Origin of the sequence: Acidithiobacillus sp. YTS05 (genome assembly GCF_024396695.1) — a bacterium.
Lineage (GTDB): Bacteria > Pseudomonadota > Gammaproteobacteria > Acidithiobacillales > Acidithiobacillaceae > Igneacidithiobacillus > Igneacidithiobacillus copahuensis.
In genome coordinates, this window is record NZ_CP094359.1 from 1,480,247 (window position 1) to 1,494,044 (window position 13,798).

11 protein-coding genes are annotated in these 13,798 nt (G+C 59.4%); all 11 read right to left on the reverse strand.

Annotated features, from left to right (window positions below; translation table 11 throughout):
- Positions 1-11 precede the first annotated feature (11 nt).
- From dnaE to rseP, 11 genes are read right to left on the reverse strand one after another with little or no spacing between them, the layout of a single operon-like run.
- The gene (gene dnaE / locus MQE22_RS07335) at positions 12-3,503 is read right to left on the reverse strand and encodes a DNA polymerase III subunit alpha (protein ID WP_215871091.1); all 3,492 of its coding nucleotides are present in this window, start codon (positions 3,501-3,503) and stop codon (positions 12-14) included.
- Entirely contained in the window at positions 3,500-4,078 is a 579-nt protein-coding gene (locus MQE22_RS07340; protein ID WP_226827044.1) for a ribonuclease HII, read from the reverse strand. The genes dnaE and MQE22_RS07340 overlap by 4 nt, the downstream gene beginning before the upstream one ends.
- Positions 4,075-5,196, reverse strand: a complete 1,122-nt coding sequence (lpxB, locus tag MQE22_RS07345) for a lipid-A-disaccharide synthase (RefSeq protein ID WP_215871090.1) — start codon at positions 5,194-5,196, stop codon at positions 4,075-4,077. The genes MQE22_RS07340 and lpxB overlap by 4 nt, the downstream gene beginning before the upstream one ends.
- Positions 5,193-6,299, reverse strand: a complete 1,107-nt coding sequence (locus tag MQE22_RS07350; protein WP_215871089.1) for a DegT/DnrJ/EryC1/StrS family aminotransferase — start codon at positions 6,297-6,299, stop codon at positions 5,193-5,195. The genes lpxB and MQE22_RS07350 overlap by 4 nt, the downstream gene beginning before the upstream one ends.
- A gap of 14 nt (positions 6,300-6,313) precedes the next feature.
- Positions 6,314-7,273 carry a Gfo/Idh/MocA family protein gene (locus tag MQE22_RS07355; RefSeq protein ID WP_215871088.1) on the reverse strand — a complete coding sequence of 320 codons (960 nt, stop codon included), beginning with the start codon at positions 7,271-7,273 and terminating at the stop codon, positions 6,314-6,316.
- On the reverse strand, positions 7,270-8,052 hold the full coding sequence (gene lpxA / locus MQE22_RS07360) for an acyl-ACP--UDP-N-acetylglucosamine O-acyltransferase (protein WP_215871087.1): 783 nt from the start codon (positions 8,050-8,052) through the stop codon (positions 7,270-7,272). Before lpxA ends, MQE22_RS07355 begins: the two co-directional genes overlap by 4 nt.
- Complete coding sequence (gene fabZ, locus MQE22_RS07365; protein WP_215871086.1) at positions 8,049-8,495, reverse strand: 3-hydroxyacyl-ACP dehydratase FabZ; 447 nt, start codon at positions 8,493-8,495, stop codon at positions 8,049-8,051. Before fabZ ends, lpxA begins: the two co-directional genes overlap by 4 nt.
- An 8-nt stretch (positions 8,496-8,503) precedes the next feature.
- Positions 8,504-9,550 (reverse strand): UDP-3-O-(3-hydroxymyristoyl)glucosamine N-acyltransferase, encoded by a 1,047-nt coding sequence (gene lpxD, locus MQE22_RS07370; RefSeq protein ID WP_215871085.1) that lies wholly within the window; start codon positions 9,548-9,550, stop codon positions 8,504-8,506.
- Complete coding sequence (locus tag MQE22_RS07375; RefSeq protein WP_215871084.1) at positions 9,547-10,080, reverse strand: OmpH/Skp family outer membrane protein; 534 nt, start codon at positions 10,078-10,080, stop codon at positions 9,547-9,549. The genes lpxD and MQE22_RS07375 overlap by 4 nt, the downstream gene beginning before the upstream one ends.
- A complete protein-coding gene (bamA, locus tag MQE22_RS07380; RefSeq protein WP_215871180.1) occupies positions 10,080-12,425 on the reverse strand; it encodes an outer membrane protein assembly factor BamA in 2,346 nt (781 codons plus the stop codon). The genes MQE22_RS07375 and bamA overlap by 1 nt, the downstream gene beginning before the upstream one ends.
- Before the next feature lie 5 nt (positions 12,426-12,430).
- Complete coding sequence (gene rseP / locus MQE22_RS07385; protein WP_215871083.1) at positions 12,431-13,789, reverse strand: RIP metalloprotease RseP; 1,359 nt, start codon at positions 13,787-13,789, stop codon at positions 12,431-12,433.
- Positions 13,790-13,798: the final 9 nt, after the last annotated feature.

Genomic DNA, 13,798 nt, shown 5'->3' on the forward strand with positions numbered 1-13,798 from the left:
CGTTCTCCTTGTCAGGCTGAGCGCTGGCGCCGCTGTCGCTCGTCGCGCAGAGAGACAACATTGGCTAGCAGATTCATTGGCGGGCCATATTGCCACTCTTGCCGATCGCGGTCGAGCAGGGCATCGAGTGCGGCGCGAAATTCGCTGCTGGCAGAGATTCCTTGCGGGCAATCGAGAATGGCCCGCGCCTGCCCATCGGCAACGGTCAGTGCGATGCGCACCAGGCAGTCGCCGGGATGCGCTAGCAGCAATTCTTGCAGTTGCGCAATGTTGAGTGGCGACGCGTCGATGTGCAATACCAGGAGGCGTGCCAAGGCAAGCTGAGCTTCTTCCCAGCGCAGCAGGCGCTGGGCGGTCAGTCGCAGGCCTCCTGAGTAGCTGTCTTCGCTGGCCTCCGCCAAAAGCAGCAACGGCTCATCGTCGGCAATCTGGCCATTGAACTGCCGCCAGGTTTCCGCAAATACCACCGCCTCGGCGCGCCCGCTTTCGTCTTCCAGGGTGAGAAAGAGCATGCGATCACCGCGCTTGGTGCGCATGTTGCGCCGGGACACCGGCATACCCGCAACGAAGACCGGCTCGCCAATGACAATCCGACCGATCTCCTGCACGCCAAGCGCCTGCAAGTCGGTGCGGACGACCCGCAGCGGATGATCACTCAGATAGAAGCCGAGGACCTCCCGTTCGCCGGCCAGATGATCGCGATCATCGATCTCTACGGATACCAATGCCGGACTCGCTCGCTGCCCCTGACTTTCACTATCGAAAAGGCTGCATTGCGCGCTGGCTTCCTGACGCTGCTGCTGTTGCGCCGCCTCGAGAAAGCGGTCCAGAGAGGCCAGCAATTGCGCCCGTGGCACGCCAAAGGCATCCAAAGCTCCGGCCTTGATCAAGGCCTCGAGACTACGGCGATTGACCCGCTGCCCATCGAGACGGCACAAAAAATCATAGAAATCCTGAAACTCCCCTGCCTCGCGGCGCGCCTCGACAATGGCCTCCACGGCGCCCCGACCCAAGCCCTTGATGGCCCCCAGACCATAGCGCAACCCGTCGCCCTCGGGTCGAAATGCGAGCTCACTGCGTTGTATGCAGGGTGGCAAGATGCTCATCCCCATCCGCCCGCATTCGCTGATCATTGCCACCACCTTGTCGGTATGATCCATGTCGGCGGTCAATACGGCGGCCATGAAGTGACGCGGATAATGGGCCTTCAGATAAGCGGTCTGGTAGGAAACCAGGGCATAGGCGGCCGAGTGCGACTTGTTGAAGCCATACTCAGCGAACTTTTCCATCAGATCGAAGATTGCGGTCGCCTGATGCACATCGATGCCATTTTTCGCCGCTCCCGCCAGAAAGATTTCGCGCTGCTTGGCCATTTCTTCCGGCTTCTTTTTGCCCATGGCGCGGCGCAGCAGATCCGCACCACCGAGGGAATAGTTCGCCAGTACCTGGGCGCACTGCATCACCTGTTCCTGATACACGATTACCCCATAGGTTTCCTTGAGGATCGGCTCGAGCAGTGGATGCGGATAGACAACCTTGGCCTTGCCGTGTTTACGCGCGATGAAGTCATCGACCATGCCGGATTGCAAGGGTCCGGGCCGGAACAGGGCCACCAGCGCGACGATATCCTCGAAATTGTCGGGTTGCAGGCGGCGGATCAGATCACGCATGCCCGAGGATTCGAGCTGAAACACCGCCACCGTATCAGTGGATTTGAGTTGGGTGAAGGTGGCGGCATCATCGAGGGGCAGCTTGGCAATATCCAGGGGTTCCTGCCCTGCCGCCCTGCGCTCGGCGTTGATACCGCGCAGGGCAATGTCGATGATGGTCAGGGTCCGCAGCCCCAGAAAGTCGAACTTCACCAGCCCCATTTTCTCGACATCGTCCTTGTCCAGCTGAGTGACGTTGCCACCGCCCTCCGAGCCGTCGGTAAACAGTGGCAGTCGGTCAGCCAGGGGTTCGGGGGAGATCACCACGCCACCGGCATGGGTGGAGGCATGGCGCGGCAGTCCCTCCAGGCGCAGGGCGATGTCCAGCAGCTCGCGCACATCGTCTTCTTCCTGCTGCCGACGTCGCAATTCTTCGGACTCTTCCAGCGCCTTGGCCAGGGTCATACCGAGATCGCCGGGCACCAGCTTGGCGAGCTGGTCGACAAAACCATAGGGCAGATTGAGCACCCGGCCCACGTCGCGTACCACCGCCCGCGCCTTCATGGTACCGAAGGTGATGATCTGCCCTACCCGGTCACGGCCATATTTTTCGGCAACGTACTGGATGACACGGTCGCGCTGGTCCATGCAGAAATCGACGTCAAAATCGGGCATGGAGACCCGTTCCGGGTTGAGAAAGCGCTCGAACAGGAGGGCATTGGCAATGGGATCAAGATCGGTGATCCGCAAGGCATAGGCGACCAGGGAGCCGGCTCCGGAGCCACGTCCGGGACCCACGGGAACGCCGTGATCCTTGGCCCACTGGATGAAGTCGGCAACAATGAGAAAATAGCCGGGGAAGCCCATCTGCAGGATGACATCGACCTCGCGCAACAGCCGCTCGCGATAGGGCAAGGCCTCCGCATCAGGGATACCCAGGCCCTGCAAGCGCTCTGCCAGCCCCTGCTCTGCCGCCTTGCGGAAGTAGACCTCGATGGGACTGCCATCGGGAGTGGGAAAATCCGGCAGGGTATATTGGCCTAGGGTCAGGGTCAGATTGCAACGCTGGGCAATTTCTACCGTATTGGCGCAGGCCTCAGGGAGGTCGGCAAAGCGTGCCAGCATCTCCGCGGCGCTGGGCAGGCGATGCTCCGGCGTAAAGCGGCGGGGGCGACGCTCATCGGCGAGGGTGTATCCAGCGGCGATACACTGCCGAGCGTCGAAGGCGGGGAAGTCTTCGGCGTCGAGAAAATGGGCGTTATTGCTGGCAACCAGCGGCAAGTCCAGTTCCAGGGCCAGGGCCACCGTGGCCTCGTTCAAGGCCTCCTGCTCCGCCTCCTCATTACGCTGGATTTCGAGATAAAAGGCATCGGGGAAGAGTTCCTGATACTGCCGGGCAAGCGCTCGCGCGCGCAGCGGATCGCGCAGCAGAACTTGCCCGATCTCCCCCTGCCCGGCCGCCGATAGGGCAATCAGGCCAGTGCGATCCTCGTGCTCCAGCCAGGAGCGCTGGATCCGCGCCTTGCCATCCTGCAAGCCCTCGAGAAATGCCCGGCTGAGCAGATGACTCAGAGCACGAAAGCCATCGCCATTGCGACACAGCAGCAGCAGACTGCTGCCGCTCTCCGCGCCCTCGCCTTGCAACCAGAGTTCTGCACCGATGATTGGCTTGATGCCCTGGGCGCGGGCGGCATTGTAAAACTTCACCAGGGCAAAGAGATTACCGTGATCGGTGATGGCGACCGCTGGCATGCCTTGTTCGGCGCAGCGTTGCACCAGTTTTTTGACGGGGATGATCCCGTCTTCAAGGGAATATTCCGAGTGCACGTGCAGATGGACAAAATCCGTGCTCATTGTCTCTCTTCCAGTATCCGCGCCACCGGCGCAAAGCTGCGGCGATGGATGGGGGTAACACCAAAACGTCGCAGCGCCTCCAGATGCGCCGCAGTACCATAGGCCTGATGGCGGCTGAATCCATAGAGAGGATACTGGCGGTCCAACAAGGCCATCTCCCGGTCCCGTGCTACCTTGGCGAGGATACTGGCGGCAGCGATGGCATCCACGCGATCATCACCTCCTACCATAGCCTCCGCCTGCCACTGCGGCAAGACACGGTTGCCGTCCACGACGATGTGTCGTGGTCGAATCGGGAGCGCGCGCAGGGCGCGATCCATGGCCTGCAAAGTGGCCACGAGAACATTGTGCCGCTCGATCTCCCAAGTGCCAGCGGAAGCGATCGCCCAGGCACGCGCCTCGGCACGGATCTGCTGCGCCAGACGTTCTCTTTGGGGAGGACGCAGCTTTTTCGAGTCTCGCAGACCCGCTATCGGTCGGGCCAGGATCACCGCCGCGACCATCACTGGTCCCGCCAATGGTCCCCTGCCCGCCTCATCAACGCCGGCGACGTCGCCACCCCTATGCTCCATCATTCCTGACCCAAAAGAGTGCGCCGCAAGGCCGCGGCGATGCTGTCGCTATCGTCTCCCTGCAGCAACCCGCGCAGGGGCTTCAGGGCTTGCTCCTGCTCCGCAACCGGCAGCTTTTCCAGTTCCTGCACCACCCGCTCGGGGGTGATCTCGGACTGCAGGAGCTCGGGGTATACCCGACGCTGCAGGAGGATGTTGGGCAGGGCGATATGCGGTACGCGAACCAGGCGTTTGGCAATGGCGAAGGTCAGCGGCTGCATGGCGTAGAGAACGATGGCGGGACGACCGAGCAGTGCGGTTTCCAGGGTTGCCGTGCCTGATGCCACCAAGACGCGATCGGCCGCCGCGAGCAGCTCCGTACTCTGTCCACAGACCTCCTGAATCTGACCTGCTGCTAGCGGCCCAGCCTGCTCCCGCCACGGCAGGCGTAGCTCCTCGCGCGCCAGGGCGACGACGATCTGCCAGTCGGGATGCGCCTGTTGCCACAGTAGCGCCGCCTGTGCCATCGGCGCGGCAAGTCGCTGCAGCTCGCTACGCCGGCTGCCGGGTAACAGGGCCAGAATCGGACCATCCGCCAGAGCCAACTGTTGTCGTGCCACTTCTTTGCCTGGCGCTGTCGCCGTCTGCGCCAGCAGGGGATGGGGCAGCAGCTGCGCAGGGATTCCTGCCTCTGCGTAGAGAGGGCGCTCGAAGGGAAAGAGCAGAAAGATTTCGTCGATGCGCTCACGAATCTGCCGGATGCGTCCCTGCCGCCAGGCCCAGATTTGTGGACCGACCACATAGAGCACACGGATGCCCAGGCGCTTGGCCTCCCGGGCGACGCGCAGATTGAAGGCGGGGTGATCGATCAGCAGTACCGCATCCGGACGTTCGCGTTGCAGGTAGTCGCGAACCTGCCGGAACAGCCGCCGCAGCTTGCCGTAATGGCGCAGTACCTCCACCAGGCCCATCACCCCCAGCACTTCGCCATCCGCGATATTGCGCACGCCGGCAGCCTGCAGACGGCTGCCAACCACGCCCTCCCACTGCATTTCGATCCCCGCCGCCCGACAACGCGTCAGAAGATCGAGGCCCAGGCTTTCTCCGGAACGCTCGACCGCAATGACGAAGGTTTTGTTCATTCGCCGTGCAGATGTGCGCGTATCACCCCGGCAATGCGCTCCACTTGCGCAGCGCTCAGTTCAGGAAACATCGGCAGGGACAGAACCCTGTCTTTCAGGCTCTCGGCTACCGGGCAATGGCTCGGCGGCAGATCGGCAAAGGCCTGCTGCTGGTGGCAAGGGATGGGATAGTACACGCCGCAGGCAATGCCCTCGGCATGCAGACGGGTACGCAGGGCGTCACGATCTGCGATCTGAAGGGTATATTGGTGAAATACATGCTCAGCGCCGGCCCGGCGCGCGGGGATCTGCAGGGGCAAGTCCTGCAAAGCGGCATCGTAGAGGCTGGCAGCCTGTTGTCGCCCGGCATTGTAGGCATCGATGCGCTGGAAGAGTTTACGCAAGATCAGGGCCTGAATCTCATCGAGGCGGCTGTTGTAGCCCAGGACCTCGTGTTCATAGGTCCGCCAGGAGCCATGGTTACGCAGGCCGCGCAGACGGGTTGCCAGGGCTTCGTCGTTGGTGAAGACCATCCCCCCGTCCCCTGCCCCACCCAGGTTTTTGCTGGGGAAAAAAGACACACAGGCGAGCTGCGCAAAACTACCGACACGTTGGCCATGCAGGCGTGCGCCGATGGCTTGGGCCATATCCTCGATCACCAGAATGCCGTGTTGTTCCGCGAGTTGCAGAAGCTCGGGCATGGGCGCGGCTTGACCATAGAGGTGCACCGGGATGATGGCGCGGGTGCGGGGTGTGATCAGCGGCGCGATACCTGCCGCCGTCACGCAGAAATAGTCGGGATCGACATCGGCAAATACCGGGGTCGCGCCAACGTAGCGTACCGCCTCGGCCGTGGCGATGAAGGTAAAGGTGGGGACAATGACCTCATCGCCGGGACCGATGTCCAGGGCACGCAGGGCCAGCAGCAGGGCATCGGTACCCGAAGCACAACCGACGCCATGCGCAACACCGAGATATTGCGCCAGCTCCGCCTCGAGGCCACGCCCGTGCGCGCCCAGGATAAATCCTGCCTGATCGAGTATCTCCCCGATCCCGGCAAGGATCTCCTCCCGCAAGGGTGCGAAATGGGCGCGTAGATCGACCATAGGGATTTGTTGTTCCATTACCTGTTCTTCCTCTACGAATACGAGTCGGCGGAGGCCGACAAAAAGTCACTGACCGACTGCCGGACGGCAAGGGCTGCGGCGAGTGCGGCGCGTCCTTCGTGGCCCGTGCACAGCGGCATTCCCTGGCCGGAGACGGCAGCGAGAAAGGCCGAGATTTCACTTTCCAGGGCATCGCGCGGCTGCAGATCAACCACGTCCTCGACCACCCCCGGAATGCCCGGTACCTGCCCGGCACCGCGGCGGTAAAAGGTCAGGCGGTTTTGCAGAAAATCCACCGAGGCATAGCGATCTGGCCAGAAAAGGCGCATGCGCCGCACCGCTTCCCGCACCACCCGCGAGGCGGCAAGATTGGCCACACTGCCATTGCTCAGGGTCACCCAAGCATTGGCCATGTCGGCCTGTTCGGTGACGGCGGCGACACCCACCGCGCGCATTTCCTGCGGCTCGGCAGCCGTAAGCATCAGGACCAGATCGAGATCATGGATCATCAAGTCCATGATCACATCGACATCGAGAGAGCGCGGCTTGAATGGCGCCAGACGCTCGGCCTCGATATAGCGGGGCGCGGGGAGCTTTTGTTCCCGCAGGTACTGCATGACCACCTGAGCGCGCTCGATTTGCCCCACCGCCAGGATCACTCCCTGCGCATCCGCCAGGCGAAGCAAGTCGTCTGCTTCGGCGAGGGTGAAGGTAAAGGGCTTTTCCACCAGGCAATGGACCCCGCAAGCGATTGCCTCCCGCGCAACGGCGTGGTGCTGCAGTGTTGGCGTGACAATGGAGATGGCATCGACCGCGGCCAACAACTCCCCCAGATCAGAAAATGCGCGACAACCGAGCTCTTGCGCGACGCTTTGTGCCCGCTCGCCATCGGTGTCATAGACCCCTTGCAACTGCGAAACTCGGGCATATTTTTGCGCATGGAAGCGTCCCAGGTGCCCTACCCCGACGACGGCTGTTCGTAGCTCTTTCACGGCCGCGTAATCCCCCGCTTGCTACTGCGAATAAAATCGAGCAACCGTGTAATCTCAGGGATGTCGGGGCCTTCGCGCAGCAGTTCCTCCATGGCCTCCTCCAGTAGCTTGCCGGAACGAAAAAGCAGACGGTACGCGCGTTTCAGGGTGTGCACCTGTTCTTTGCTGAAGCCCCGCCGGCTCAGACCGCGCACGTTGATCCCGTGTAATTGCGCATGGTTACCCGCGGCCATCATGTACGGCGGGATGTCCAGCGGCGCCATGGTGCCACCGCCGAGGATGGCGTGCGCACCGACGCGCGCAAACTGGTGCACCGCGGACAGACCACCGAGGATGGCGTCGTCCTCCACGATGACATGGCCCGCCAGAGTCGCAGCATTGGCCATCACCACCCGATCTCCGATCTGGCAGTCATGTGCCACATGGCAATACGCCATAAACAGGTTCTGAGAACCGATCCGCGTCACCCCACCGCCCTTCACGGTACCGCGATTGATGGTGACGAACTCTCGAAACGTATTGTCGGAACCGATCTCCAGCCGGGTATCTTCTCCGCGATAGCCAAGATCCTGGGGTGCCGTACCGATGGAAGCGAAGGGAAAGATCTGGTTACGCGGGCCGATCCGCGTGGACCCTTGCACGAGCGCGTGGGCGTCCACCCGACAGCCTTCGCCGATTTCCACTTCTGGGCCGATGACCGCAAACGCTCCAATGATACAGCCGTCACCGATCTTTGCAGCAGGGTCGACCGCCGCCCGTGCGTCGATCTGCGCTTTCATGCCTCACGCTCGCGTAGGGTTGCCATCAGTAATGCCGACGCGACTTCCGTACCGTCTACTGTTGCCACCGTCTCCATCTGCCACAACCCCGATTTGCGTCGAGCGACCTCGGCAGAAAGAATCAGTTGATCACCAGGAGTCACTGGCTTGCGAAAGCGCGCTTTGTCGATGCCAGCGAAGTATACTGCGGCGTTCTCCCCATATTTGTCCTCGGAAACGAAGGCCAGAATGGCCGCGGCCTGGGCCAGAGACTCGATGATCAAAACCCCAGGCATCACCGGAAAATCGGGGAAATGGCCCTGAAAATGCGGTTCGTTCATGGTCACGTTCTTGGCCGCGCGCAGACTCTTGCCAATCTCGATCTGCAAAATTCGATCAACGAGGAGAAAGGGATAGCGATGCGGCAATCGACGCAGGATCTGATGAATATCAAAACCTTCCATGAAGACTCCTAAGTAGAAGAAGAATCGTGCGCTGCCTTGGCCGCACCGCGCAAGCGTCGCAGAATGCCATCGAGACGGTTGAGCTGCGCAATGGTACGTCGCCAAGTCCGCGCATCCTGGGCGGGGATCACCCCAGAATAGACGCCAGCTTGCCGAATGTCATGCGTGATGGCGCTTTGTCCGGCAATCACGGTACCATCGGCAATGTTGAGGTGACCGGCAAAGCCGACCTGGCCGCCGATGCGGCAGCGGCATCCAATCCGAGTGCTGCCAGCAATCCCGGTCTGTCCGGCAATCACCGTGTCCGCGCCGATGACGACGTTGTGGCCGATCTGCACCAGATTGTCGATTTTCACTCCGTCCCCGAGGATCGTGTCAGCCAGGGCACCACGGTCGATACAGGTGTTGGCACCAATCTCTACCCGTGCGCCAAGAATCACCCGTCCGACCTGGGGGATTTTTTCGTAGCCCGCCTCGGTTTGTGCAAAACCGAAGCCATCAGCCCCGATCACAGCATTACTGTGGATGATGCAATGCTCGGCGATGCGCGACTCGGCAAGGACCTTGACACCGGGATACAAGTGGCAAGCAGCGCCAATTTCCACCCCAGGCCCGATGACTACCCCACTTTCCAGCCACACCCCAGGACCAATTTTCGCTCCGGAGCCGATCTGGACAAAATCCTCGACGCGGGCACTGGGGTCCACATCGGCATCTGCGGCGATCCGCGCATCCGGGGAGCGCCAAGGCGTCAACGCTTTCTCTGGATACAGGAACTGCATTGCCTGCGCAAAACTCGCATAGGGATTTTCACTCCAGATGGCTGCGCCATCGTATTGTTCTGCATGTTCTGGAGAAAGAATCAGTGCCCCGGCGCGGGTCTGTGCCAGTAGTGGTAGATATTTGCTGTCCTGCAAAAAGCTGAGTTCATCTTCCTGCGCAGAGGACAAGGGCGCCATGGCGCGAAATTGCAGGGCTGCATCCCCACGATAGGGCAAGCCAAGGGCCACAGCCAGCTCTTGCAGGGTGTAGACTACCCGCGCCGGGGCACTCATTTTTGCCCCCCGGCTTTTGGCTTCTCCATGGCGGCCACCACCTGATGCGTCAGATCGATTGCGCCGCTGACGTAGAGAACCGACTTGTCATTCAAAATCAGTGTGTAATGGCCTTTTTTGCCAATCTCTGAGACCACCCGAACCAAGCGTGCCTGGATATTTTCGAGGATTTGGTTGCGTTGCAGATTTACCTGATCTTGGGCTGATTGTCGTAGTTTTTGCAAATCGAGGACCATTCCCTGCAATTGTGCCTCGCGCTTCTGCCGCTCTGTATTATTGAGCTTTGGAAAGTCTTCCTCCAAACTCTTCTGCGCGGCAACGATCTGTTGTTGTTTTTGTTCGATCGCCTTTTCCTTCTCGGCAATGAGCGAATTGAGGGCCTTGGCGCCGACCTGCGCCTCCGGCAACTCGCGCAAAGCCTTGTCCAGATCGACAAAACCGATCTTTGGTGCATCCGCCAGCGCCCAGGGCGCGGCGAGAATACCGCAGCCCAAGACGATACAGCCGCTCAGCCACCAACGACGGAACATCAGAAGGCGTTACCCACAGTAAACTGTAGCGGCTGGGTAAGATCACCCGGCTTCTTATCCAAAGGAATCGCCACGGACAGACGCAACGGTCCGAGCGGGCTGATCCAGAGTAGCCCGATGCCCGCCGTGGTGCGCATCTCGCCAAGACTTGGAAAATAGCTGTTTGAATAAGCGTAATTCGTGGTACTTCCATCGTTCACTGCGTTTACACCATATACCCAACCACTGGCGACGAAGGCGTTCAGACGAAAATTCTTGTTGTCTTCCAGACCCGGCAGCGGAAAATACAGATTGGCGTCGAGGAGAAGTTCGCGGGTACCGCCCACTGGGTAGCCATCGATCTGCGGGCCCACGGCGTAGGTCTGATACCCTGGAAGCGTCAAAGGACCGCCAAGATAGAAATTATTGAAGAACGGTACTGGCTTGCCGGAAAAACTGTTGATGAAGCCGTAGCGCATCCCCAGGCCACCGCTCAGCCAAGAGGTAAAGGGATGGTAATAGTTGGCCTTCACTTCGGCCTTGTACCAGCGGAGGTTCCCCGGCGGTACCGCTGCCTTCAGATCGAGGCTAGTGTACAAACCCTTGGTGGGGAAAATTGGCGAGTTGGTGGTGTTGTACTCCAATTGATTGCCCAAGGTAAAAGAATTCGTCGAATTTCCATAATTGTCTATATAATTCTGATACAGAGGGATCGGATTGCTGGTATCCAGCGTGATATTGGTATGCGTAAAACCCAAAGACATATAGTCATAGACGTACTCCAGCACCGGGATTCCCAGGGTGACGGCACCGCCCAGATCCACTTCTTGGTAGGGCGCCACTGCCAGCGTGGAGAGATTGGTATCGTTGCGGAATACGTTAAAGCCTAAACTGATGCCATCCGGAGTAAAATACGGATTGGTATAGGACAGATTGAACGCGCTGCCGAGGCCGCCGACGTTAGCCGAAAAAGACAGGGCATTACCGGTACCCATAAAGTTTTTCTGGGTGATGGACCCGTTGAAGAGGAATCCTTGGGCATTGGAGTAGCCTACCCCCACACTGAAAGAACCCGTTGGCCGCTCATCCACGGCAACATCCAGATCCAGCTGGTCCGGATGTCCAGGCACCGGCACAGTCTTGGTGGTAACATTTTGGTAGAATCCGGTCTGTTCCAGACGCAATTTGGAACGATCGATCAGACTGCGATTGTAGAGCGAACCTTCCATCTGTCGGAACTGCCGCCGCACCACATAATCCATGCTACGATTGTTGTTACTGATGTCGATGCGCCGGATATAGACCCGGTGCCCGGGATCCACCTGGAAATTCAGGGCCACTTCGTGGGTCTTTGGATCGACGGTAGGCACTGGTGTGGTGTTGGCAAAGGCGTAACCATAATTACCCAGTTCATCGGCAATGGCTTTGTTGGTTGCCAAAATATTTGCCTTGGAAAAACGTTCACCGGGATGAATTTCTATCAGTTTTTCCAGCTTGCTACGCGGCAGAATGAGATCACCCGTCAGATCTACCTTGCTAATATGGTAAACGTCACCTTCGTGAACATTGACCGTAAGATAGACGAAGCGACGGTTCGGCGTAATCTGCACCTGCGACGATTCGATGGCAAAATTCAGATATCCATGGTCGAGATAAAAATTGTTCAGTTTTTCCAGACTCTTGGAAAATTTCTCCTGCGAGTATCGGTCGTTCTTGCTGAAAAAGGAGAAGGCATCCGGCGCACCGATGGAGAAGAGGCCGCGCAAACGATTTTCGCTGAAGGCATGGTTGCCAATGATGTTGACCTGCTTGATGGTCGCCTGCTGCCCCTGCTCGACATCGATCTGGATCGCCACGCGATTGCGCGGCAGGGTCTCTACGTGCGGCGTGATTTTCGCATCGTAATATCCCATCCCCTCGTACTGTTGTTGCAGTCCCTGGACCACCTGATCGAGGGTTGCCTGGTTGAAGATATGCCGCACTTCGAGCCCGATTCCTTTCAGTGTGGACTCCACTTCATCCTTGGAAAAGGCCTTGATCCCTTTGGTCTCGATGCTGGCGATGATGGGACGTTCCTTGACCACGACGACCAAATCATCGCCGGAACGCGCAATACTGACATCCCGAAAGAAACCGGTAGAGTAGAGGTCCTGCACCGCCTTTTGTGCCAGGGCATCGTCAACCGATTCGCCGATGTGGATTGGCAGGTAGTTATACACCGTCCCCGGCGTAATATGTTGTAATCCTTGGATCTCGATATTGTGCACGGTAAATGGGGTAAACGCCCAGGCGGGGACGAAGGCGGAGGCACAGAACACCGCTGCGGACAGGGTCAAGGCCCGGGTAGTTCGGGGTGAAAGGCGCATTTTCTTCACGGTTTCAACATTCTCACTATGTCGTTGTACAGGGCGAGGAATAGAAGCATCAGGATCAGCACTATACCGATCATCTGTGCTTTTTGCATCCATTCGGGAGGCAGGGGGCGACCCCGCAGGAGTTCGGCAACGGCAAAGACGACATGGCCACCGTCAAAGATGGGCAACGGAAAAAGATTGATGACCCCGAGACTGACACTTAGCAAGGCAAGGAAACTCAGATATGGGGTGAAGCCCGCGGCGAAGGTCTGCCCGGCAACCTCGGCAATTCCGATCGGTCCACTGATGTTGTTCGTTGACACGGCACCCTGAATCATTCGCCAGATCATCTCCATAGACAGGCTGGTGACCGTCCAGGTCTGCCGTGCCCCATACGCCATGGCGGCAAGCGGATCACGACGGTGCTGTACGATGAGTGATTTTGGCAAAGCTGCCAAAGTGATGCCCAGATAACCCTCCGTCTTGCCCCGAGCAAGCACAGTCTGCAGGGAGACCTCGCCGCCATGCACTTGTCCCTCTGGATCCTGCCATTCGATCCGCACTGCTTTGGCGGGTTCCGCCTCGATTCTTTGCGCCACTTCCTGCCAGCTGAATGTCTTGTGCCCAGCCACCGCAGTGATTTTGTCGCCCGCGCGCAGACCGAGACGAGCAGCCGGGCTATGGGGCATGACCGACCCCACCACTGGAGGTAAATAGGGACCCAGCCCTAGCACCTCCGTGAGAAATCCGCTACCCACACTGTCTGCCGGCAGTTTTTGCAGGGGTAGCTCGACCTGCCCAGCGCGCCCAGAAGCATCCCGCAGCATGATTTGCGCTGGCTGCTGGTTGACCGCAGCGGTCAGCAGATGCTGACGAAAATCTTGCCAATCATGGATCTGCGCGCCATTGATCTGGACAATACGATCACCGATCTGCAGGCGGCTGTGTTGCGCGACAAAGCCATGGGGATCAATACTCCCGATAATTGGCGCAATACCCGGAATGCCGATCGTGCCGACCAGCGCATACAGCAGAATGGCAAGTAAAAAATTGGCCCCTGGTCCCGCTACGGCAATCAGTATCCGCTTTCCGGGTGCGAGGGTATTGAAGGCTCGCCCCCGGTCTGCCGGCGGCAGCGTTTCCTCGGGATTTTCTTCGAGCATCTTCACATAACCGCCGAAGGGAATGGCCGCCAAGCGAAATTCTGTCGCGTCCTTGCCGAAGCTACGTTGCCAGATTGCCGGTCCAAAGCCGACGCTGAAGCGTAAGATGCGTACACCGAGGGAGCGGGCAACGAAAAAGTGCCCGGCCTCGTGAAAGGTCACCAGGATACTGATGGCAATGATGAAGGCCAGCAGGGTTGTCAAAATACCCAAGAACGATTC

Excerpts from the sequence above, each read along its gene's own strand:
- dnaE (WP_215871091.1), bottom strand. The coding sequence starts at position 3,503 with ATGAGCACGGATTTTGTCCATCTGCACGTGCACTCGGAATATTCCCTT.
- MQE22_RS07340 (WP_226827044.1), bottom strand. The coding sequence starts at position 4,078 with ATGATGGAGCATAGGGGTGGCGACGTCGCCGGCGTTGATGAGGCGGGC.
- lpxB (WP_215871090.1), bottom strand. The coding sequence starts at position 5,196 with ATGAACAAAACCTTCGTCATTGCGGTCGAGCGTTCCGGAGAAAGCCTG.
- MQE22_RS07350 (WP_215871089.1), bottom strand. The coding sequence starts at position 6,299 with ATGGAACAACAAATCCCTATGGTCGATCTACGCGCCCATTTCGCACCC.
- lpxA (WP_215871087.1), bottom strand. The coding sequence starts at position 8,052 with ATGAAAGCGCAGATCGACGCACGGGCGGCGGTCGACCCTGCTGCAAAG.
- fabZ (WP_215871086.1), bottom strand. The coding sequence starts at position 8,495 with ATGGAAGGTTTTGATATTCATCAGATCCTGCGTCGATTGCCGCATCGC.
- lpxD (WP_215871085.1), bottom strand. The coding sequence starts at position 9,550 with ATGAGTGCCCCGGCGCGGGTAGTCTACACCCTGCAAGAGCTGGCTGTG.
- MQE22_RS07375 (WP_215871084.1), bottom strand. The coding sequence starts at position 10,080 with ATGTTCCGTCGTTGGTGGCTGAGCGGCTGTATCGTCTTGGGCTGCGGT.
- bamA (WP_215871180.1), bottom strand. The coding sequence starts at position 12,425 with ATGCGCCTTTCACCCCGAACTACCCGGGCCTTGACCCTGTCCGCAGCG.